We start from the raw sequence: 19,045 nt of genomic DNA on the forward strand, positions 1-19,045 counted from the left end.
CTAAAATGCGGTAAACGGAGCAGGCTTAGATATTTGGCCTCAATTTCGTTTACGAAGAACCAGTTCATCCCTATACCCTCCTACCAGTTTTCATCCAGTCATATTTGGCTTTTATAGCTCAGCTGGTACCGACCGGTAAGCGATACTTGGGCAGCAAACGCTGCCGCGCCTATACAGTATTGGCTTACCTTTAATCAAACGTGCTCACGCCTGCATACCCTTCCCCCTTGCGATGTTAATTCTGTCAATGCATTCCCTTAATGCTTTGACTTGCTCAGGGGTAAGTTCAGATTCATCGATTGTGGCCAGAAGAGCGTTGAGGGAGCGCTCAATATCGTTTTTAGTCAACCGTAAACAGATAACCTTAACCCAACGTGGCGAGAACTTGCTGAGGCCGATTGCTCTTGTGATGCGTAGTTTCATGAGATGCCTCTTAACCGCCAGTGGTGGCGATTTCAAACTCGCTTATAACACACGTGGAGAAGACTTATGTGATTATTTCGCCATAGAAATTTCTAAGGGTCGTTTCACTTGAGGACAACCAGGCTTTCAGTAAACGCCTAAATTGGTTTTCCAGCATGTCACACAAGCGCCTCGTCATAACCCGAAGCGGCTTATCAAGTGAAGGTAGTTTTTACGGTCATGCACAGGCTGGGATGTCATTTGTGTGCCAGAAGCAGACTTTAATATAGCTCCAGAGTCCCTTATGGGAGCTATTTACATCTGTCAAGCTTTAGCAAGCGGCTTCATTCGAAAACTAATACCCATACGATTAATGGCATTCATGGTGGCAATAACAATGGTAAGTTCAACCAAATCTTTTTCACCGAATACAGAAAGCGCTGCGGAATATGCTTCATCGGAAGCATGTGTTTCACTAACACGGGTAACTTCTTCCGCCCATGAGAGGGCAGCTTGCTCTATATCCGAGAATAAATAGGTAGCTTCTCGCCAGACAGGCACCAATACAATCTTTTCGACGGACATGCCACTCTTGATAAGATCGCGAGTATGTATATCTATGCAGTGTGCACAACCATTGATCTGGGAAACTCTTAAAAAAATTAAATGGATCAGCTCGGCAGGTAAACCTGTACCAGTAGTGGCGTAATGATGGAGCGCTGCTATAGCCTTGCCACCTTTATCGGAAACTTGAAACCAGTTTGGACGCTTCATCGTTATTTCCACCTTTTTGAGTTGTTTAAAATAAAAAGATGCCTCACAGAATCGCTACGACTGAATGACAGAATTTAAATTAGTACGTCTGCTCAGACGTTGTAATCTTAACCATTGATGTCATAGATAAAAGAGACAAAAAATGAGTAAAACGGTAGGACAATTATGGGATACCTCATGCAGTAAAACTGGATAACAATTTTTAAAAGCAATCCCTGAGTGTTGATAAAATCCACGGTAGAGTCCGCTTCTCGCTCATAACAGACCATTTCCTCACTATGCCCTGCCATCTGCTTTCATCCGCTGATATTTAGCTTTCAAAAGCTCCGCCGGTGTCGGCCCTTTCGGATCAACTGGCGCAGCCAACGCCCGACGAATAGGCGGAATCGGCTTCCCGGCCAGCACCCGCTTTTCCCACACATCCAGAATGTCACTGGCTTCACGCTCGAGTTCTTTAAGACTCAACTGACCATTTGTTCCACGGCGCCGCAGTTCAAGGCAAATGTGGTAATAAACCGCCTTTGGCCACGGATATAGCTCGCTGCTCGGGTACCGATAAACCAGCTTCCTCCACTTCCAGTATTCAGCCATGACGTCAGCAGTGGTGATCCCCAGCACGCAGCGCCCTTCCCTGCACCACTTGATGAACTGGCCTGGCGAAGGCAGAAATGGACGCTCCTGTCGGCGTACCATGCGCATGCCGGCTTCGACCTGCTCCATGGTTGTGATCCCGTTTTCTTTAAAGGCCAGCACCCATTGCCGGCGGATCTCGTTCACGTCTTCCTGGCTGCGATTAACCAGGCTTGCCGGGAACGCGGCCGCCAGCTGTACGAACAGCCCGTTGATAATCTGAGCCACCTGCTGCGTTTGTTCGCGTTCGGTGTACTGCTCAGGCATGTTGTGCGCTACCCGGCAAGCCTGTTCCCGGTCAAAATCGCGAATGCTCTCGGCTAGGTTTTTCATTCCAGCACTCCATCAATCCAGTCGGTGTTATGCAGGTCAATGCCGCCCCGGGATGGCTTTGCCGTTCCGGTTGCACGCAGCCGCTTCGTAGTGAGCTGATCCCATTGCTTGCGCAGACTTGAAGGGCTCAGGATGTTGTCTTTCCAGAACTCGTCCCGGTTGGCCCACTGGAACAGGTCACAGATTTCGTAGTGAGTACGCTTGTCCTGGACGCGCATCAGCCTGATGGTGTTTGCCCATTCAGCCCAGTTTGGTTCGGATAGCGATGCGTTGACGGTGAGAAGCCTGTCGTAAATCCAGCGAGCGGCCTTGAGGTCGTCAGCGGATCCCCATGATTTACCCGCCGGGGTGTATATCCCGGCGGCAGCTTCAGGATGGCGTGAGAGAAACTTTTGAGTCTTCTGGTTTCGGGATTCGTCAGAATTCCGAGACGAGGATATTTTAATATTGTTCTTGTTATAGTCTTGGGTGTCTACCGTTTCCGGGAAGGTTTTTCCCGTTTTCGGTAACATTTTTCCCGATTTCGGGAAGACTTTTCTCGTTTTCGGTTTGTCTAAAATCCAGGCGGAAAGGTCAGTATTTATACCGACCGTTTTCATCACACCCTGCTTCTGACTGAAAATAATTTTGCGTTCGGCGAGTGATTTGAGCGTATCCGAAACGTGGGAATCACTCAGCCCTGTAAGCTCGGCAATCACCGTGTTCGTAACGCGGTCCTGTTTCTTGTTCCAGCCGTAGGTAAGCCAGATCACCGCTTCAAAACACTGCCACTCCCGGCCTGACATTCTCAGACGAGGCTTAAGCTGTTGGATCTCGTTAGCGACCTTGGTATACCCGTTCGACAGGTCGGCCATACGACCTCCCGGTTGTTCGGTTCTGTGGGGGAAATTGATAATTTCAGCTGTGTTTGACATACTTAGCTCCGCAATTACACTCCGTTTTTGCACCTGAAAGCCGTTGGTGTTCGAGCACCGCGGCTTTCGCCTTTTCTGAAGTCTTCACATTGCCCCCAGCATGGTGGTGACCATCGCCAGCAGAGGTGCCGTAAGGTCCGGATCGACTCTGAACATTTCGAAAATCCCCTCGCCTAACTCCTTCAGTTTTTCCTTCTTCGGTGCATCGAGCATCAGAGCTTGCTTCGCCTCACTCACCTCTTTTTCCAACCTGGCCATTCGGTAAGCAAACGAGTCGTTCTTTACGACACGGTCGCGGTATCGAAGCGGTAATACAGACATGATCGCGGGCACCAGCTGTTCGACGTTCTTTCGGTAAGATGCGGAGTCTTCTTTGTTGTCCAGCCATCGGAACAGCTTCACGTTCCAGACATCGGCTTGGCCTGAATAATCCACGCCATCAAGTTGGATTTCTTCCGCCGCTTCCTGGATTTGAAGCGCTACAGCTACGCGCCCTTCTGCTGCAGCCCACGCCCGGACCGCAGAGCAAATATCGCGATGCGCAATCTCCCCATATGCAGGCTCGCGTTGATGACACGGGAATATCAGTGGATTAGAGGAAGCTCTGCTACTCTGTTGAAATGAAACATTTTGCATTGTTAAGGCTCCTGTTTAGGTAAACCGTCAGTTGGGTTTGGGTAGAGATCTGGGCGCAGTTCGTGGGGCGTAACACCAGTGATTTTAAAAATGGGAAAGATATGGTTTGGTGGGACGATGCCATGATCTCGGTTCTTCCAATGACTTACGGACATACTCGTGACGCCAAGCGCGATGCTAAGCTTTCTGGCCGAGCCAGCGGCTTTAATTGCTTTATCGAGTGCGGACATATAGTTCTCCTACTAGTTAACAGACGAAGTAAACCATAGATTTATATCAATTGCAAACCAAGGGTGTATTGCGAATATAAACCAAATATTTACAATGAAGTTATGAGAAAAGAAGAACCCAACCACGTTTTGGTAGAACGCCTTACTGAGATTTCCGACCGCGGCATTACCAAAGCAGATATGGCACGAATTGCCGGAGTCACTCCTCAGGCCGTAAACGGCTGGTTTAAAAAAGGCGTGATTAGTAAGAAATCAGCCCTGGCTATCGCCGACGCCTTAGGCGTTTCTGTCGCATGGTTGCTCGGTGAAGATGTTGGAGAAAGAAATGGCCTTAAGCCCGACGAACAGCGTCTGCTAGAGCTTTACCGCCAGCTTCCAGAAGATGAGCAACAGAACATGGTCCGCATAATAGCCATTAGATTAAAAGAGTTAGACGAGCTTTATGCAAAATATATGAAAGGCCGGGTTAGGTCGGAAGAATAAAATAACCAGTTGAATAATTAAGTATGTGCAATTTTACGCACACGACTCACTTTTAATTTATGATTCAGACTTATAACGTTAGCAATATAATATAAATGACTTTTTGTAATATGAGTTGCAGACGTATTTTGATTTAAGACTTTACATGGGAAATAGAGTTTACAGAGACATTACGATACATCTAACAATCAAACCTTAGGAGAGATTATGACAGCAGAAATTGCGGTTTTTAATAAATCAGCTGTATCACTTGCTGCAGATTCTGCAGTTACAATCTCAGGTGGGGATGGCGTTAATAAAATTTACACCGGCGCTGACAAACTGTTTGCATTAAGCAAACATCATCCTATAGGTATAATGATTTTTGGCTCTGCAGATTTATGTGGCATACCGTGGGAGATGATAATTAAAGAATTCAGAAAACAATTAGGAAGTAACAGCTTCGACACAGTTGAGGAATATTCTGAAAAGTTCTGGGAATATCTATGCTTAGGCGAATATATCATCCCACAAGATATAAGAGAGAATTATTTAGTTGACACCTATAGCAACAGATTTTTCCCTTCATTAATCAATCACATCGAAGAAAAAAGAATAAAACCAATAATAGATGAAAACAATGAAAAGCCTTCTATAACAGAGACTTACAGAATATTAGAGGAAGAGGCAAATGTTATTTTAAATGGATTAAAACAACAACCTTTTTACGAAGGCTTTTCTGAGGCTGATATTACTGACGCAGTCGCATTTTCTTTGCCAATAGCCAAAAAGACTTGTGAAGAGCGATTATTCCAAGAAGAAGGCCAAGAGATACCTGAAAGTTTAGTTCAGGTTATCGCAGATCTTTTCTCGAGGGTAACTTGTCAACAATCACCATTTGGCAGAAATACTGGCCTAGTGTTTGCTGGTTATGGTAATAAAGAATTTATGCCTGCAGTTTTAGCCTTTAATGTTTTAGGTTTCTTCAAGAGCAAGCTTAGATTTTCGCCAAACCTAGATAAAAGTTCTTCAGGGGGACTTTGTGGCGTAAAGGCATATGCCCAAGAAGAAGAAGTTGAAACCTTTTTAAATGGAATAAGTAATAACATTAAAGGCTTTATGTATGCTGGGTTTGAAGTTGAAAACAACACTATTTCAAAAAAAATAAAAGACAAAATCAATGCACTTGCTCTAGGTGAATCAGATAAAGAAACATTATGCAATGAACTAGATGAATTGCTAAACGATAGATGCAATGGGTATCAGGCTGTTGTTGACCAACATATAATTGAAAATTACACCAGCAAAGTTACTGAAATGATTGAGTTTTTACCAAAACAGGACTTGGCCTACATGGCAGAGTCTTTAGTTAATCTTACTGCGTTCAAAAGAAAAGTTTCAAACGACAATGAAACTGTTGGCGGTGCAATAGATGTTGCTATAATATCCAAAGGCGATGGATTCATTTGGGTTAAGCGTAAACATTATTTTGATAAAAACCTGAATCATCATTATTTCACTAAAACGGCATAAGGTACTGAAATGAAAGATAATACTTTCGAAAAAAAATTAGAACTTCGAGAGTGGCAGAAAATGTTCAATCAGACCAGCTCTACTGAGACAGAATCTGTTGTTTTAAAGCAAAACAAACCTAACAATACAAATCAAACAGCTGAAAAGACATCAAAAACTACTTCTTTTCTATCTTATCTTAGTGTTTGATTATGTAAAAACCCGGCGTTGTAGCCGGGTTTTTTCTGTTCTGCTTATCAGCCCTAAAGATTTCATATTCCCTGCCTCCTGACACTACCTTCATCCATACTCCTCCAACTTCCAGTTCACGCAACTCAATTTTGCGGTATAGGGATCATAGCTAAGATCGAGTTAACTCGGCAGATACGATCTTTAAGTGAGCAATCATCTACATCTCTCCTTTGGTCTTGATAGTCTGCTACGTTGGACGCTCAAAAAGTAATGCTTTGTATAGAGACGCATGTTTTATGCCTTAACTCCGTTTAACGTCCCGCCTTGACACTCTGTTTCCTCTTCGCCTTTCCGCTAAATGACTCACAAATCCAGCAATATAAAGCCTTGATTTACACCACCAAAAACCAAAGGTTGACACATATATAAACCAGTGATTTAATCTATATCACCAAGACGCACTACGAACCACCAAGGCAGGACGCCTACGAAGTAGCCGCCGACGGCATACGAATAGTCGGATGAGGTGGAAAGATTAACGCGCATCAGGTGTAAACGTTCCGCTGGCCGGCGATAAGGCAAACGAGGGTGAGAATGATTGATTTCGCACGCAAACCAGGACGGCAGCAGGCCGTAAAGCTGAACTTCTTCAAAGTGATTCTTCGCCGCCTGTGCTACCTGCTGGCGCAAAAGGGGAATCCAGATGTGTAACTCAACGAAATGCGGGTACTGCGGCAAGCCGGTTAACCCGGAGGAAGTAGTCAAAAGTACCCTTCTCTATCGCAACGGCGCACAGCTGGCGCGCAAAGAAAAAGAATACTGTTCTGAACGTTGTGCTTCGTACGACCAGATGGCCCACGAGGCATAACGTAAAAGCCGCGCAAGGCGGCCCGTACGTCCGGTGCTCCCGACCAAAGTTACACCGGAAAACTACTTAAAAAACCAAAGTTCACCCAATGGGCGCTATCTCTGGCCCGGGGATCTTACATCCAAAAAAGAGGATCTCACATGGAATTTTTCTATGTAGTTAAGGCTACGCAGAAATCAGGCAAAGATGATGCAGTGATTTGGTTCACTGCGAAATCAGAAGCCCGTGCCAACCTGCAGCTCGATGTTGAGCTGGAAGATGCCGGTATTGAAACCGGTCGCGGCAAGGATTACGCCAAACCTGTTCGCACCGATTTCCCGGTCTACAACGACCTCCCGGAAGAAAACACCGTGGATTACACCTGGTGCAAACGCTACGAACTCCAGGATGATGGACGCACCTGGCTGCCAAAGGCTGGAGCTGAATCTACTGGAGCCGTGGACAACACTGCCGCACCGGAAACGACCGTTAAAGTCGAAACTACCGTTGACAATGTCCCGCTTGAAAACCGCACTCCAGCGGTCCGTTTTGCCGTCCACCTGACCAGCGACAAATACCAGTCACATATCACTAAAGAGCAGCAGCTGGCTGCCAGCGAAATGTCACTTGATGAAGGCAACACCTATCTCCAGAACCTACTGCTGGCGAAAAACGGCATTCCAGAAGTTGCCGAACTCAGCCTGAACGCTGAGTGGAAACTGGTTCAGGCGATAAAGCAGGTCTTCGCGCCGGATGAAACGCACGAAGCTGAATTTATCGCTACATTCATGGCTGACTGGGCGAGAGCAGATGCCGGCGATCGCAATCAGTTAGTTGAAGAGTGGAGAAGCGGAAAGCTTGCTCTTCTCAAATCAGAAAGCACCAGCGACGCCGACGTTACAACTGGTCATGATCTCAAACCTGATAACGGTATCCAGATTGACGAGAATGATGACGAAACCACACGTTATCCAGTCGTTCGTATGCCCTTGCGCAAGCAGCTACTCGCCCAGTTCACCGCCGACGAACTGCGCCACCACTTAACCCGCGAAGAATACGAAGGTATCAGCGCGCTGGAGATGGACACTGACAACAGTTATGTCCAGAACCTGCTGCTGGCGGCAGAAAACTGCGAAGAGGTGAAGGGTTACGATACCAAAGACCTGTGGCGCTATACCGACGCCATTCGCAAGGTGTTCAGCCAGGAGAAGCGCCACGAACTCGCTTTGGTTCTCCGTTTTACCCGAATCTGGGCGGCGACTGATTATATTAACCGCGGCATTCTCGTTCGCGAATGGGCAGCCATTAACCGCATTAGTAATGTTCATCGCACCGATTCTGGTACCAATGCCGACGGTGGCTATGTAACGGTTCGCGGCGAAGGCGCGCACCACACTCTGGACACTCTCGATCTTGAAATCGCATGTGCCCTACTGCCTATGGACTTCCACCACTTCGAAATTCCTTCGATCGTGTTACGACGTGCCAAAGAAATCGTGGCTAAGAAAGAAGAACCATGGAAATCATGGAGCGCCATCCTGCGTAATCAGCCCGGCGTACTGGCGGTGAACCGTGCGGCAATCTTCAATCTGATCCGTATCGCACCAGAGAACATCCACCACACGCCAGCGGCTCATCTTGAGTTTGTGAATAAAACCATGACGGCTGAGTTTAACTCTGCTGTGGAGTTACTGCCGTTACCAGCTCCTGCTGTTGAGACCGAAGCCCAAGTTGAACAACCGAAGGTTGCAAATCTCGGCAGCGGCATGTTCTCCATCGAAGGCCTGATGGGTGGAAATACCGATCCAGTCATCAATACCACCTCAAATGAAGTCGAAAAAACGGAAAACACAGCGGAGACCACCAGCGATGTGCAGATGGAAACGGCTAAGCCAGAGAAAGACGAAGATGTTGGTTCGGTACCACCGGGCGAAGGCACTGATGCAGCTAATTCGCAGACAGATTCCGTAGAAGCAGACCAGTTGCAGGAAACAACAATTGACGTTCAGGAATCGAACCCAGAAGTGGAGTTCCCTGCATACTTCGAACCTGGCCGATACGAAGGCCTACCCAATGACGTTTATCATGCAGCGAACGGCATCAGCTCAACCCAGGTGAAAGATGCCCGTGTCAGCCTGATGTATTTCAACGCACGCAATGTGGCTAAAACTATCCCGCGCACAGCATCCAAAGTGCTGGATATGGGAAATCTGGTGCACGCCCTTGCACTGCAGCCGGAAAACCTCGAAGTAGAGTTCAGCGTAGAACCGGAGATCCCTGAAGGTGCGTTTACGACCACCGCAACTCTGCGTGAGTTCATCGACGCGTACAACGCCAGCCTGCCGGCACTGCTGAGCGCTGACGAGATTAAAGCGTTGCTTGAAGAACACAACACAGCCCTTCCCTCTCCAGTGCCGCTTGGCGCGAGCCTGGAAGAAACGGCTCAAAGCTATATGGCTCTCCCTGCTGAGTACCAGCGTATTGAAGAAGGCCAGAAGCAATCGGCAACGGCAATGAAAGCGTGCATCAAAGAATACAACGCCACTCTGCAGACGCCGGTTAAAACCAGCTGCAGCCGTGATGCGCTACTCGAGCAATTAGCGATCATCAATCCTGATCTGGTCGCACAGGAAGCGCAGAAACCGACACCGCTGAAAGTGTCCGGTACCAAAGCAGACATGATCCAGGCAGTTAAATCAGTTAAGCCCGATGCCATCTTCGCCGACGAACTGTTGGATGCCTGGCGCAACAACCCTGGCGAAAAGATTCTGGTTACCCGCCAGCAGTTGGCCACAGCGCGGGCAATTCAGTCTGCACTCCTGGGGCACCCGACCGCCGGCATGCTGCTGACACATCCAAGCCGCGCCGTTGAAGTGAGCTACTTCGGTTTTGACGACGAAACCGGATTAGAAGTGCGTGTACGCCCCGATCTCGAGATTGAACTGGACTGCGTGCGCATCGGTGCTGACCTGAAAACCATCAGCATGTGGAATGTGAAGCAAGAAAGCCTGCGCGCCAGGCTGCATCGGGAAATCATTGACCGGGACTACCACCTCAGTGCGGCTATGTATTGCGAGACCGCGGCGCTGGACCAGTTCTTCTGGATTTTCGTCAACAAAGACGAGAACTACCACTGGATCGCCATCATTGAGGCGTCCACCGAACTGCTGGAACTGGGCATGCTCGAGTACCGCAAAACGATGCGCGCCATCGCAACCGGATTCGACACGGGCGAATGGCCAGCGCCGATCACTACCGATTACACCGATGAACTGAACGACTTCGACCTGCGCCGCCTCGAAGCGCTGCGCGCTCAGGCTTAAGGGGGATTTATGCATAACACTAACGTTACCGTTACTGACCAGAACACCGTTATTAACTCGAACGTGGCTTTGTTTGATTCCCAGTATCTGAACGCCATCAGCACGTTCGCGCAGATCATGGCGCAGGGCACTGCTACCGTTCCTAAACACCTGCAGGGCAACCAGGCCGACTGCATGGCTGTAGCGATGCAAGCGGCACAGTGGCAGATGAATCCCTTTGCCGTGGCGCAGAAGACGCACCTGATTAACGGTGTGCTCGGGTATGAAGCGCAGCTGGTTAATGCCGTAATTTCACGCAGCGGCGTGCTGGCCAGCCGCTTTGAATATGAATGGTACGGACCATGGGAAAAGGTTGTTGGGAAATTCCATATCCGTAAAGGCGACAAAGGCGAGTACCGCGTCCCGGGCTGGGCCCTGGCTGACGAAGCCGGGATCGGCATTATTATCCGCGCAACCCTGAAAGGTGAAGATCAGCCAAGGGAACTCGATTTGCTGCTGGCTCAGGCCCGAACCCGAAACTCTACCCTTTGGGCTGACGACCCCCGCCAGCAGCTGGCATACCTAGCCGTCAAACGCTGGGCGAGACTGTTCTGCCCGGATGTGATTCTGGGCGTTTACACCCCTGATGAGCTCGATGATCGACGAGTAGAACGAGAGGTAAACCCTGCAACGGCGCAGCACGTTAGCCTTGCAGACATTTCAGGTGACAACGTCACTACCACTCAAACGGCTCAGGAATCAGCTCAAAACATCGATGCACTTGCTGATGATTTTCGTGACCGCATCGAGGCGGCTCAGGATGTGGATAGCGCTAAAGCTCTGCGCGCAGATATTGAAACCGTGAAAGCAACGCTGGGTTCTGCCCTGTTCACTGAGCTGAAAAACAAGGCCGTGAAACGTTATTACCTGGTTGATGCACGGAACAAAGTCGAAGCAGCCATCAATTCCTTGCCGCCATCAGATGAACCCGATGCAGCTGCGCGGTTCGCAGAGGTAGAGCGCGTTCTTGCATCGTCTAAACGCCATCTTGGCGACGAATTGCATGGTCAGTTCAGCATCACCCTGGCGGATATGAAACCGGAATACGTGGACTAACGAGATCGGGAGGGGAACCCCTCCCTTAAGGAGAAGAAATGCGGCTGATTAATCGAGGCAGTAAGCAATCCCCTTTGGCTCGCCAGGCATGTGAAATCGCACTCGCAGCCCACCAGCAAAGATACGGTGACTATGGGCGCAGCAAGATGAAAGAGACTTATACGGTGAGAGTGGAAGGCGTGAAGGTCTGGGTTGAAGTGATCAACTGCAAGGCAAGCTACGTGGCCACAGCAATGACCGGCATGCGCCGACTCCGTTCCCTGCCCGGCCAGGCAAACTGAAACTGAAATATCAACGACTACAGACCGGCATATCTATACTCATGCCGGTTACCTGAGGTGAACCATGTCGCAGGTAATTTTTAACGAAGAATGGGTTGTTGGCGCAAGGCTCACAGAAAAAACAGGTCTGACCGAACGACAGATTGAGAAGTATCGCCAAGGCTGTTGGGTGGAAGGTGTCCATTTTAAACGAGTTTCTCCTTCCGGAGAAAAAACCTTGCGTGGCACAACCTGGTACAACTATCCGAGAATTAATCAGTTAATAAGGGATGCGTAAGATGGCAGCTTTGCCTACAGGTGTCGAAATCAGAAACAATAAGATATGTATCTGGTTTATGTACCGGGGAAAGCGTTGCCGCGAAATTCTCAAAGGTTGGATTAACACCCCGGCGAACATCAAAAAAGCCGGGAATCTTCGGGCTGTGATCGTTAGTGAGATCAACCTTGGAGAGTTTGATTACCACCAGCGCTTTCCTTCATCGTCCAGAGCAAAAAAAACAGTAACCACTGTTTCAGTTCAAACCTTTTCAGAGCTGTGTGAACTGTGGACGAGCATTAAAGAAACCGAAATTAGCGCGAATACCATGCGTAAGACGCGCTCACAACTCGGTACGTTAATGCACATCATTAACGGAGATACGCCTGTTTCAACTATACGCCACAGCGACATTCTGAAATACAGAAAGGAGCTGTTGAACGGTGAGACACTTTACCTGGCAAATCCCAGAAGCAACAAACAGGGACGCACTGTGCGTACCGTGAACAACTATATATCGCTACTGTGCTCCCTTCTTCGGTTTGCACACAAATCAGGCTTTATCAGTGGTAAGCCCTTCGAAGGGATCAAGAAATTACACAAAGGGAAAGTAAAACCGGATCCTTTAACGAAGCAGGAGTTTAGTTTGCTTGCGGAATCCGAGCGTGGCCAAAGCCTCAATATGTGGACGTTCGCAGTTTATACAGGTGTCCGTCATGGAGAGCTCGCAGCCCTTGCCTGGGAAGATATTGACTGGGAAAAAGGTACGGCTCATATTCAGCGCAATCTTAATGCCTTGGGAATGTTCGGCCCACCAAAAACCGAAGCAGGTAACCGGGTTATCACCCTTTTAGAGCCGGCACTTGAAGCCTTGAAAGCACAGCGCAAGCTGACGGCGCTGCAGCCTAAAACCGAAATTGTCTTTAATCATCGCGAGTATGGCGCAGTGGAACATCAAAGTCTGCGATTCGTTTTCATACCCCGAATGCGCAAGGGAGAACAGAAAGCCTACTACTCTTTATCGAGCATAGGTGCGAGATTCAACGCAGCTGTAAAACGTGCTGGTATTCGCCGCCGGAATCCGTACCATACGCGGCATACTTTTGCTTGCTGGCTGTTATCTGCCGGCGCTAACCCGTCTTTCATAGCCAGCCAGATGGGGCATGAAAACGCGCAAATGGTTTATGAAGTCTACGGTGCGTGGATTGAAGAAATGAATGGCGAACAGGTGCTGATGCTTAATGATAAGCTCGCACGCTGAAAAATTTTTGCCCCTATTATGCCCCTACTGGCTCCGAAGGTAGTAATAAATGCAAGAAAATCAATCAAATACAAAGAAAGAACAATACAACCTGAATAAACTGCAAAAGCGACTGCGCCGTAACGTGGGCGAAGCCATTGCAGACTTCAACATGATTGAAGAAGGCGATCGCATCATGGTCTGCCTGTCGGGCGGTAAAGACAGCTACACCATGCTGGAGATCCTGCGTAATCTACAGCAAAGCGCACCGGTGAACTTTTCCCTGGTCGCGGTTAACCTCGATCAGAAACAACCTGGCTTCCCGGAGCATATCCTGCCGGAGTACCTTGATAACCTGGGCGTTGAGTACAAAATCGTAGAAGAGAATACCTACGGCATTGTTAAAGAGAAGATCCCAGAGGGCAAAACGACCTGCTCGCTCTGCTCACGTTTGCGTCGCGGCATTCTGTACCGCACCGCAACCGAACTGGGCGCCACCAAGATTGCGCTTGGTCATCACCGGGACGACATTTTGCAAACGCTGTTTCTGAATATGTTCTACGGCGGCAAAATGAAGGGAATGCCACCGAAGCTGATGAGCGACGACGGCAAACACATCGTGATCCGCCCACTCGCCTACTGCCGCGAGAAAGACATTGAGCGTTTCTCTCAGGCAAAAGCTTTCCCTATCATTCCGTGCAATCTGTGCGGCTCACAGCCGAACCTGCAACGTCAGGTCATTGGCGACATGCTGCGTGACTGGGATAAACGCTATCCGGGCCGCATCGAAACCATGTTCAGCGCCATGCAGAACGTGGTGCCTTCGCACCTCGCCGACGTTGAGCTGTTCGATTTCAAAGGGATTAACCACGGTTCAGAGGTGGTGAATGGCGGGGATCTGGCGTTTGATCGCGAAGAGATCCCGATGCAGCCTGCTGGCTGGCAGCCAGAGGAAGAGGATGCGCAGTTCGATGAACTGCGCCTGAACGTGGTAGAAGTCAAGTAACCTGGCAGCGTCTCAGATATCGTTTCTGAGACGCGTTTTAAGCTTACTTCAGCAGTCGAACGCGGCAGGTCTTCCCTTTAATCTTCCCGCCCTGCAATTGTTTCCAGGCCTTATGCGCAACCGACTGGCGAACCGCTACGTAGACATGCGCAGGATGGACCGTGATCTTGCCAATATCTGCCCCGTCGAGACCGATATCCCCTGTTAACGCCCCCAGAACGTCACCGGGACGCATTTTGGCCTTTTTACCGCCGTCGATGCACAGGGTGGTCATTTCCGCCGCCAGCGGAGCGATGCTGATATTACCTGGGGCATTCACCCAGTTGAGTTTCAGTTGCAGCATTTCCGCAAGAATATTAGCGCGCTGCGCCTCTTCAGGTGCGCAGAAGCTGATGGCGAGACCACTGTTACCCGCACGCGCAGTACGCCCGATGCGGTGGACATGCACTTCCGGATCCCATGCCAGTTCGAAATTCACCACCAGCTCAAGCGATTTAATATCCAGGCCACGGGCCGCCACATCCGTTGCAACCAGCACGCGAGCGCTGCCGTTAGCGAAACGCACCAGCGTCTGATCGCGATCGCGCTGTTCCAGATCACCATGCAGCGATAATGCGCTCTGCCCGGCATCATTCAGGGCATCGCACACCGCCTGACAGTCTTTTTTGGTATTACAGAACACCACGCAGGACGCTGGCTGGTGTTGGCTCAGCAATTTTTGTAGCAGTGGAATTTTGCCCTGCTGCGATGTCTCGAAGAACTGCTGCTCAATCGCCGGCAACGCATCGACAGTATCGATTTCAATGGTCAGCGGGTTCTTCTGCACGCGCCCGCTGATCGCCGCAATCGCCTCAGGCCAGGTGGCAGAAAAGAGCAGCGTCTGACGCGTGGCTGGCGCAAAGCGGATCACTTCGTCAATCGCATCGCTGAAGCCCATATCCAGCATGCGGTCAGCTTCATCCATCACCAGCGTTTGCAGTGCATCGAGTGAAACGGTGCCTTTTTGCAGGTGATCGAGCAGACGGCCCGGCGTTGCCACAATGATATGCGGCGCGTGCTGAAGGGAATCGCGCTGCGCACCAAACGGTTGCCCGCCGCAGAGCGTTAAAATTTTAGTGTTAGGCAAAAAACGCGCCAGACGACGCAGCTCACCCGCGACCTGGTCGGCCAGCTCGCGCGTCGGGCAGAGTATCAGGGACTGAGTCTGAAACAGGGTTGCATCAATGTGTTGTAACAGGCCTAGCCCGAATGCAGCCGTTTTTCCACTGCCGGTTTTCGCCTGCACGCGCACGTCACGGCCTTCAAGGATAGCCGGCAGCGCGGCGGCCTGGACAGGGGTCATAGTGAGGTAGCCCAACTCATTCAGGTTAGCCAGTTGGGCTTCAGGCAGAACGTTCAGCGTGGAAAAAGCGGTCACAATATACTCTCGTGGTAATGATTGCAGTCAGATGGCGCGTATCCTCGCAGATCTGCGCTAACGATGCGACAATTTAATCGGCTCTTCATCCGGTGGTGGATCCGGCATCGGCTGCGGACGTGGGACAGGGTCAGGTATCGGCGTCGGATCGGTGGGCACCGGATCGGACTGCCAGGTGTTCAGGCGTTGCAGGGCAAGTAGCATACTCATCTTTTCCTCCAGATTAGGGTGCTGACCCCTAAAGGGTAGACGCAGATAAACAGGAGGCAAAAAAAAGCCGACTATGAAGTCGGCGTCGTACGAATCAATTGTGCTATGCAGTAATTCAAAAAAAGGAAGTAAGACAATATGGAGCGCAACGCCCATCGCTTGACGTTGCATTCACCTGCGGTAGTAATATTGCACCTAACATGGTCGGAGTTTATTGACTTCGCTCAATTAAAATGTCGTTTTGAAGCCGACTCTGCCACAGAAAAGCGTAAATTTACAGCCATTTACTACGATGCAACCACCACGCAACACCGCCAATCAAAACCACTAACATGACGCAAAATGTCGTGAAGCCATAGTGATATTCACCGCCGGGGATCCCTCCTAGGTTTACGCCAAACAACCCCGTCAGGAAGGTACTCGGTAAAAAGACCATCGCCATCAGCGACATGGTGTACGTTCTCCTGGCTAACGACTCCTGCATTACCTGGGCTATCTCATCCGCCATGACTGCCGTTCTGGCAATACATGAGTCAATCTCGTCCAGACCACGTCCGAGCCGGTCAGCGATATCCTGCATTCTGCGGCGCTGATCGTCGTTCATCCAGCTCATGCGTTCGCTGGCCAGTCGCGCATAAACGTCGCGCTGGGGGGTCATATAGCGGCGCATCACGATGAGCTGTTTACGCAGCAACGCCAGAAAACCACGTGGGGGGATTTGCTGATCGAGCAAGTTATCTTCCAGATCGATGATTTTATCGTGAAGTTCTTCTATAAACTCGCTGGCATGATCGGTCAACGCATCACACACATCCACCAGCCAGCTGCCGCAATCCGTTGGTCCCGTGCCCTCTTTCAGATCGTTAATGACGTCATCCAGCGCCAGCACTTTTCGCTGGCGGGTGGAAACAATCAGCCGTTCATCCATATAAACACGCATGGCCACCAGCTGATCCGGACGCTCATCCGTACTGCCGTTTATACAACGCAGCGTAATTAACGTCCCCTCACCCATCCGGCTGACGCGGGGTCTGAGACTTTCTCCCGCCAGCGCATCCCGAACGTTGTTGGGCAATAGCGGCGTGGACGCGAGCCACTCGGCGCTGTCCGGGTGCGTGTAGTTGAGGTGCAGCCAGCATGGATGTTCGTTGTCGATATGATCCTGATCTTCAAGCGGCCTTGCGCCGCCACGTCCATCAAACACCCATGCAAAAACTGCGTCAGGTACGTTAACCTCAGACCCTTCGATGCTCTCCACAGCGCCTCCACCGTTTTATCTCTTTCGGTGTCAGTCTAGCTTTCGCCGAGGGTTAAGCAATAATTATGTGAGGCATCGTCCTGAATACGCTCAGGAATTCACCGCCCATTCGCGGCTTCTTAACGCATTGTCAGCCTGGAGCTCATTTTCCAGACGGAAATTACGTGTTCGTGTCTGGAGCTCAATCACCTGATTGCGCAGCACATCTGACGATCCATTGAGTTCTTCAACCATCGACACGTTGCTCTGCGTTACGCGTTCAAGCTCAGACAATGCCTGCGTAATTTGTGAAATACCTTTTTCCTGTTCTGATGTTGAGGCGGATATTTCATCCATCAGTCTGCTCACATTGCCCGAACCGGTAACAATATCATGCATATTTTTTTCGGCTTCAGAGACCACGTTAACGCCCTGTGTCACGTTATGGCTGGTAACTTCAATCAATGACTTAATATTTTTTGCCGCTTCGGCGCTACGATGCGCAAGGCTTCTCACTTCGCCCGCGACCACAGAAAACCCTTTACCATGGTCGCCCGCTCTTGCCGCTTCAACGGCGGCGTTAAGCGCCAGAATATTGGTCTGAAAAGCGATACCGTCAATCAGCGAGATAATCTCTGTCATTTGCTGGGCGCAGTCGGTAATCGACTGCATATTGTTCGCGACCTGCCCCATTAACTCTCCGCCTTTACGCGCCTGCAACGTCGCGAGATTCGCCTGTTCGCTGGCTAAACGGGTATTGTCGGCATTATTTTTTGTACTTGCAGCCATCTCTTCCATGCTGGCTGCCGTTTGCACCAGCGAAGCTGACTGCTGTTCTGTTTTGACGGAAAGCTGCGCGCTGCGTGAAGAGAGTTGATCTGACAGGGTCATCGCGGTTTGCGAGGAGGCGCGGATCTCACGGACCAGCGTTGCAATGTTGCTGGAGAGACTATTAATCCCCGGGATCAGACGTCCCGCACAGTTGTTGCCAAATTCAGGTATCGACACGCCAAGTTTGCCTGACGTCACTTCTTCAATACTTTTTTTCACAGTATTGATCGGCGTCACAAGATATTTTGTCATGTACGCCCAGAGTAAAAATAATGCGATGAATTGTACAATTATGACTGCAATAAAAAGCGAAGAATTCCGTGAAAATAGCGCTATAACTCCATCACTTACCAAAAATACACATAAAAGGAAATAGACAATGAACGTTCTGACACTAATATTTCTTAGCATACGTTTTCCTGGGGCATTATATTTTGGTTGGCATTAAGGGTTATAGCATTGCCATACGAATTTGTCCTCACGTTCGTCGCTGGTTTGTTGTTTTGCAGTTTGATTTGTGCAGTTTTACTTAAGGCGGATAAAAAGCATGTGTTACGGTAAATATCTGGCTTGTCGTTTGGTTACTGATACTCCTTCAATAACGGTAATTATATATTTAAGGAGAGATACTGTAGAGTGCCGATGTTTAGTGGTGCTTAATAAGTTAACGTAGTTAATATATATTAACTACGTTATTGCACGCCCCTTCCGTTAGGGTGGCTGACGTTCAGGCCAGACAGTCGATAGCCTGGAAAAAACAGTCCTCAGTCATGAGGATATTCTCTTTTGCACTTTGATGCCCGCGACGAATATACCAGCCTGCTTCAGGCGCCATGCTTAAATGGAATATCCTCGCCCCCGACAGACTATCGGGGACAGTAATACTCATCGTCACACACCCCTTCTCCGCCCCCCTGATCACCTGTTCTGGCATAATGGTGACGCTGCGATCCCCATTTTGCAAAATGATCGTCGTAATAGCATAACGACATATACCGCTACTAAGGCTGTAGCCAACCGTACTTAAATCGGTGATATGCTTTTTAGATAAAAATATTTCAATACCAGAACCTTCAAACCATGTAATGATTTGCTGCGCAAGATCCTCCATCCGCTCACAAAACGCCCTGACTTCGGCCTCAGCCGTATTAACATAGATCGGTTTGTCCCCGATACTCTGTTGCACTTTCTTAAAAAAACGCTCTCTTGCTGACATG

The 19,045-nt window shown here is 49.5% G+C and carries 21 protein-coding genes and 1 pseudogene; 11 read left to right on the forward strand and 11 right to left on the reverse strand.

The genetic code is table 11. The features are described 5' to 3' along the window. Nucleotides 1–204 precede the first annotated feature (204 nt). The 6 genes from RY075_RS12400 to RY075_RS12425 all read right to left on the reverse strand — a co-directional run bounded on the left by RY075_RS12400 (nt 205) and on the right by RY075_RS12425 (nt 3,919). Nucleotides 205–423, reverse strand: a complete 219-nt coding sequence (locus RY075_RS12400; RefSeq protein ID WP_014832178.1) for a hypothetical protein — start codon at nt 421–423, stop codon at nt 205–207. 303 nt (nt 424–726) lie between these two features. Further along, a complete protein-coding gene (locus RY075_RS12405) occupies nt 727–1,176 on the reverse strand; it encodes a carboxymuconolactone decarboxylase family protein (RefSeq protein ID WP_014832179.1) in 450 nt (149 codons plus the stop codon). Between the two features lie 276 nt (nt 1,177–1,452). Continuing rightward, on the reverse strand, nt 1,453–2,139 hold the full coding sequence (locus RY075_RS12410) for a replication protein P (RefSeq protein ID WP_338627756.1): 687 nt from the start codon (nt 2,137–2,139) through the stop codon (nt 1,453–1,455). Further along, nucleotides 2,136–3,053 carry a replication protein gene (locus tag RY075_RS12415; protein ID WP_338627757.1) on the reverse strand — a complete coding sequence of 306 codons (918 nt, stop codon included), beginning with the start codon at nt 3,051–3,053 and terminating at the stop codon, nt 2,136–2,138. The genes RY075_RS12410 and RY075_RS12415 overlap by 4 nt, the downstream gene beginning before the upstream one ends. Before the next feature lie 84 nt (nt 3,054–3,137). Next, nucleotides 3,138–3,689: a toxin YdaT family protein gene (locus RY075_RS12420; RefSeq protein WP_325833643.1), complete on the reverse strand. Its 552-nt coding sequence runs from the start codon at nt 3,687–3,689 to the stop codon at nt 3,138–3,140. Nucleotides 3,690–3,691: 2 nt separating this feature from the next. Continuing rightward, on the reverse strand, nt 3,692–3,919 hold the full coding sequence (locus RY075_RS12425; protein WP_248248865.1) for a YdaS family helix-turn-helix protein: 228 nt from the start codon (nt 3,917–3,919) through the stop codon (nt 3,692–3,694). Nucleotides 3,920–4,021: 102 nt separating this feature from the next. Here RY075_RS12425 and RY075_RS12430 point away from each other — a divergent pair, with 102 nt between their 5' ends. From RY075_RS12430 to ttcA, 11 genes and pseudogenes are all read left to right on the forward strand, one after another. After that, complete coding sequence (locus tag RY075_RS12430) at nt 4,022–4,402, forward strand: helix-turn-helix domain-containing protein (protein WP_248248866.1); 381 nt, start codon at nt 4,022–4,024, stop codon at nt 4,400–4,402. A 207-nt stretch (nt 4,403–4,609) separates the two neighbouring features. Beyond that, nucleotides 4,610–5,914, forward strand: a complete 1,305-nt coding sequence (locus tag RY075_RS12435) for a hypothetical protein (protein WP_338627758.1) — start codon at nt 4,610–4,612, stop codon at nt 5,912–5,914. 9 nt (nt 5,915–5,923) lie between these two features. Continuing rightward, nucleotides 5,924–6,103 carry a hypothetical protein gene (locus RY075_RS12440; protein WP_155273614.1) on the forward strand — a complete coding sequence of 60 codons (180 nt, stop codon included), beginning with the start codon at nt 5,924–5,926 and terminating at the stop codon, nt 6,101–6,103. Nucleotides 6,104–6,640: 537 nt separating this feature from the next. Beyond that, a pseudogene (locus RY075_RS12445) lies at nt 6,641–6,796 on the forward strand (hypothetical protein); the annotation flags it as partial. Continuing rightward, nucleotides 6,789–6,953 carry a YdaE family protein gene (locus tag RY075_RS12450; RefSeq protein WP_338627759.1) on the forward strand — a complete coding sequence of 55 codons (165 nt, stop codon included), beginning with the start codon at nt 6,789–6,791 and terminating at the stop codon, nt 6,951–6,953. The pseudogene RY075_RS12445 and the gene RY075_RS12450, both read left to right, overlap by 8 nt. Before the next feature lie 140 nt (nt 6,954–7,093). Further along, on the forward strand, nt 7,094–10,255 hold the full coding sequence (locus tag RY075_RS12455; protein ID WP_338627760.1) for a RecE family exodeoxyribonuclease: 3,162 nt from the start codon (nt 7,094–7,096) through the stop codon (nt 10,253–10,255). Between the two features lie 9 nt (nt 10,256–10,264). Continuing rightward, complete coding sequence (locus tag RY075_RS12460) at nt 10,265–11,350, forward strand: RecT family recombinase (RefSeq protein ID WP_086598556.1); 1,086 nt, start codon at nt 10,265–10,267, stop codon at nt 11,348–11,350. Between the two features lie 38 nt (nt 11,351–11,388). Continuing rightward, the gene (locus tag RY075_RS12465) at nt 11,389–11,631 is read left to right on the forward strand and encodes a DUF4060 family protein (RefSeq protein ID WP_262780483.1); all 243 of its coding nucleotides are present in this window, start codon (nt 11,389–11,391) and stop codon (nt 11,629–11,631) included. A gap of 64 nt (nt 11,632–11,695) precedes the next feature. Further along, a complete protein-coding gene (gene xisR / locus RY075_RS12470; protein ID WP_014884030.1) occupies nt 11,696–11,908 on the forward strand; it encodes an excisionase family protein in 213 nt (70 codons plus the stop codon). A 1-nt stretch (nt 11,909) separates the two neighbouring features. Continuing rightward, nucleotides 11,910–13,148 (forward strand): site-specific integrase, encoded by a 1,239-nt coding sequence (locus RY075_RS12475; RefSeq protein WP_196344575.1) that lies wholly within the window; start codon nt 11,910–11,912, stop codon nt 13,146–13,148. 49 nt (nt 13,149–13,197) lie between these two features. Next, nucleotides 13,198–14,133: a tRNA 2-thiocytidine(32) synthetase TtcA gene (gene ttcA, locus RY075_RS12480; protein ID WP_003856923.1), complete on the forward strand. Its 936-nt coding sequence runs from the start codon at nt 13,198–13,200 to the stop codon at nt 14,131–14,133. A 43-nt stretch (nt 14,134–14,176) separates the two neighbouring features. Here ttcA and dbpA read toward each other — a convergent pair whose 3' ends face one another. The 5 genes from dbpA to RY075_RS12505 all read right to left on the reverse strand — a co-directional run bounded on the left by dbpA (nt 14,177) and on the right by RY075_RS12505 (nt 19,044). Continuing rightward, nucleotides 14,177–15,550: an ATP-dependent RNA helicase DbpA gene (dbpA, locus tag RY075_RS12485; protein ID WP_048208623.1), complete on the reverse strand. Its 1,374-nt coding sequence runs from the start codon at nt 15,548–15,550 to the stop codon at nt 14,177–14,179. A 57-nt stretch (nt 15,551–15,607) separates the two neighbouring features. Next, complete coding sequence (locus RY075_RS12490; protein WP_015570430.1) at nt 15,608–15,760, reverse strand: hypothetical protein; 153 nt, start codon at nt 15,758–15,760, stop codon at nt 15,608–15,610. A 274-nt stretch (nt 15,761–16,034) separates the two neighbouring features. Then, a complete protein-coding gene (zntB, locus tag RY075_RS12495; RefSeq protein ID WP_032609311.1) occupies nt 16,035–17,018 on the reverse strand; it encodes a zinc transporter ZntB in 984 nt (327 codons plus the stop codon). A 90-nt stretch (nt 17,019–17,108) separates the two neighbouring features. Next, a complete protein-coding gene (locus tag RY075_RS12500; RefSeq protein WP_022651306.1) occupies nt 17,109–18,239 on the reverse strand; it encodes a methyl-accepting chemotaxis protein in 1,131 nt (376 codons plus the stop codon). Nucleotides 18,240–18,555: 316 nt separating this feature from the next. Beyond that, a complete protein-coding gene (locus RY075_RS12505) occupies nt 18,556–19,044 on the reverse strand; it encodes a hypothetical protein (protein ID WP_048240679.1) in 489 nt (162 codons plus the stop codon). Nucleotide 19,045 lies beyond the last annotated feature (1 nt).

This window comes from Enterobacter sp. JJBC (assembly GCF_036936505.1).
Lineage (GTDB): Bacteria > Pseudomonadota > Gammaproteobacteria > Enterobacterales > Enterobacteriaceae > Enterobacter > Enterobacter hormaechei_C.

Bases quoted from the DNA above. Each gene is read 5' to 3' on its own strand.
- RY075_RS12500 (WP_022651306.1), bottom strand. From the start codon at position 18,239: ATGCTAAGAAATATTAGTGTCAGAACGTTCATTGTCTATTTCCTTTTA.
- ttcA (WP_003856923.1), top strand. From the start codon at position 13,198: ATGCAAGAAAATCAATCAAATACAAAGAAAGAACAATACAACCTGAAT.
- RY075_RS12400 (WP_014832178.1), bottom strand. From the start codon at position 423: ATGAAACTACGCATCACAAGAGCAATCGGCCTCAGCAAGTTCTCGCCA.
- RY075_RS12455 (WP_338627760.1), top strand. From the start codon at position 7,094: ATGGAATTTTTCTATGTAGTTAAGGCTACGCAGAAATCAGGCAAAGAT.
- RY075_RS12405 (WP_014832179.1), bottom strand. From the start codon at position 1,176: ATGAAGCGTCCAAACTGGTTTCAAGTTTCCGATAAAGGTGGCAAGGCT.
- RY075_RS12465 (WP_262780483.1), top strand. From the start codon at position 11,389: ATGCGGCTGATTAATCGAGGCAGTAAGCAATCCCCTTTGGCTCGCCAG.
- RY075_RS12475 (WP_196344575.1), top strand. From the start codon at position 11,910: ATGGCAGCTTTGCCTACAGGTGTCGAAATCAGAAACAATAAGATATGT.
- RY075_RS12435 (WP_338627758.1), top strand. From the start codon at position 4,610: ATGACAGCAGAAATTGCGGTTTTTAATAAATCAGCTGTATCACTTGCT.
- RY075_RS12420 (WP_325833643.1), bottom strand. From the start codon at position 3,689: ATGCAAAATGTTTCATTTCAACAGAGTAGCAGAGCTTCCTCTAATCCA.
- RY075_RS12450 (WP_338627759.1), top strand. From the start codon at position 6,789: ATGTGTAACTCAACGAAATGCGGGTACTGCGGCAAGCCGGTTAACCCG.
- RY075_RS12425 (WP_248248865.1), bottom strand. From the start codon at position 3,919: ATGTCCGCACTCGATAAAGCAATTAAAGCCGCTGGCTCGGCCAGAAAG.
- RY075_RS12415 (WP_338627757.1), bottom strand. From the start codon at position 3,053: ATGTCAAACACAGCTGAAATTATCAATTTCCCCCACAGAACCGAACAA.
- RY075_RS12440 (WP_155273614.1), top strand. From the start codon at position 5,924: ATGAAAGATAATACTTTCGAAAAAAAATTAGAACTTCGAGAGTGGCAG.
- RY075_RS12430 (WP_248248866.1), top strand. From the start codon at position 4,022: ATGAGAAAAGAAGAACCCAACCACGTTTTGGTAGAACGCCTTACTGAG.
- RY075_RS12505 (WP_048240679.1), bottom strand. From the start codon at position 19,044: ATGTCAGCAAGAGAGCGTTTTTTTAAGAAAGTGCAACAGAGTATCGGG.
- RY075_RS12460 (WP_086598556.1), top strand. From the start codon at position 10,265: ATGCATAACACTAACGTTACCGTTACTGACCAGAACACCGTTATTAAC.
- RY075_RS12490 (WP_015570430.1), bottom strand. From the start codon at position 15,760: ATGAGTATGCTACTTGCCCTGCAACGCCTGAACACCTGGCAGTCCGAT.
- RY075_RS12410 (WP_338627756.1), bottom strand. From the start codon at position 2,139: ATGAAAAACCTAGCCGAGAGCATTCGCGATTTTGACCGGGAACAGGCT.
- xisR (WP_014884030.1), top strand. From the start codon at position 11,696: ATGTCGCAGGTAATTTTTAACGAAGAATGGGTTGTTGGCGCAAGGCTC.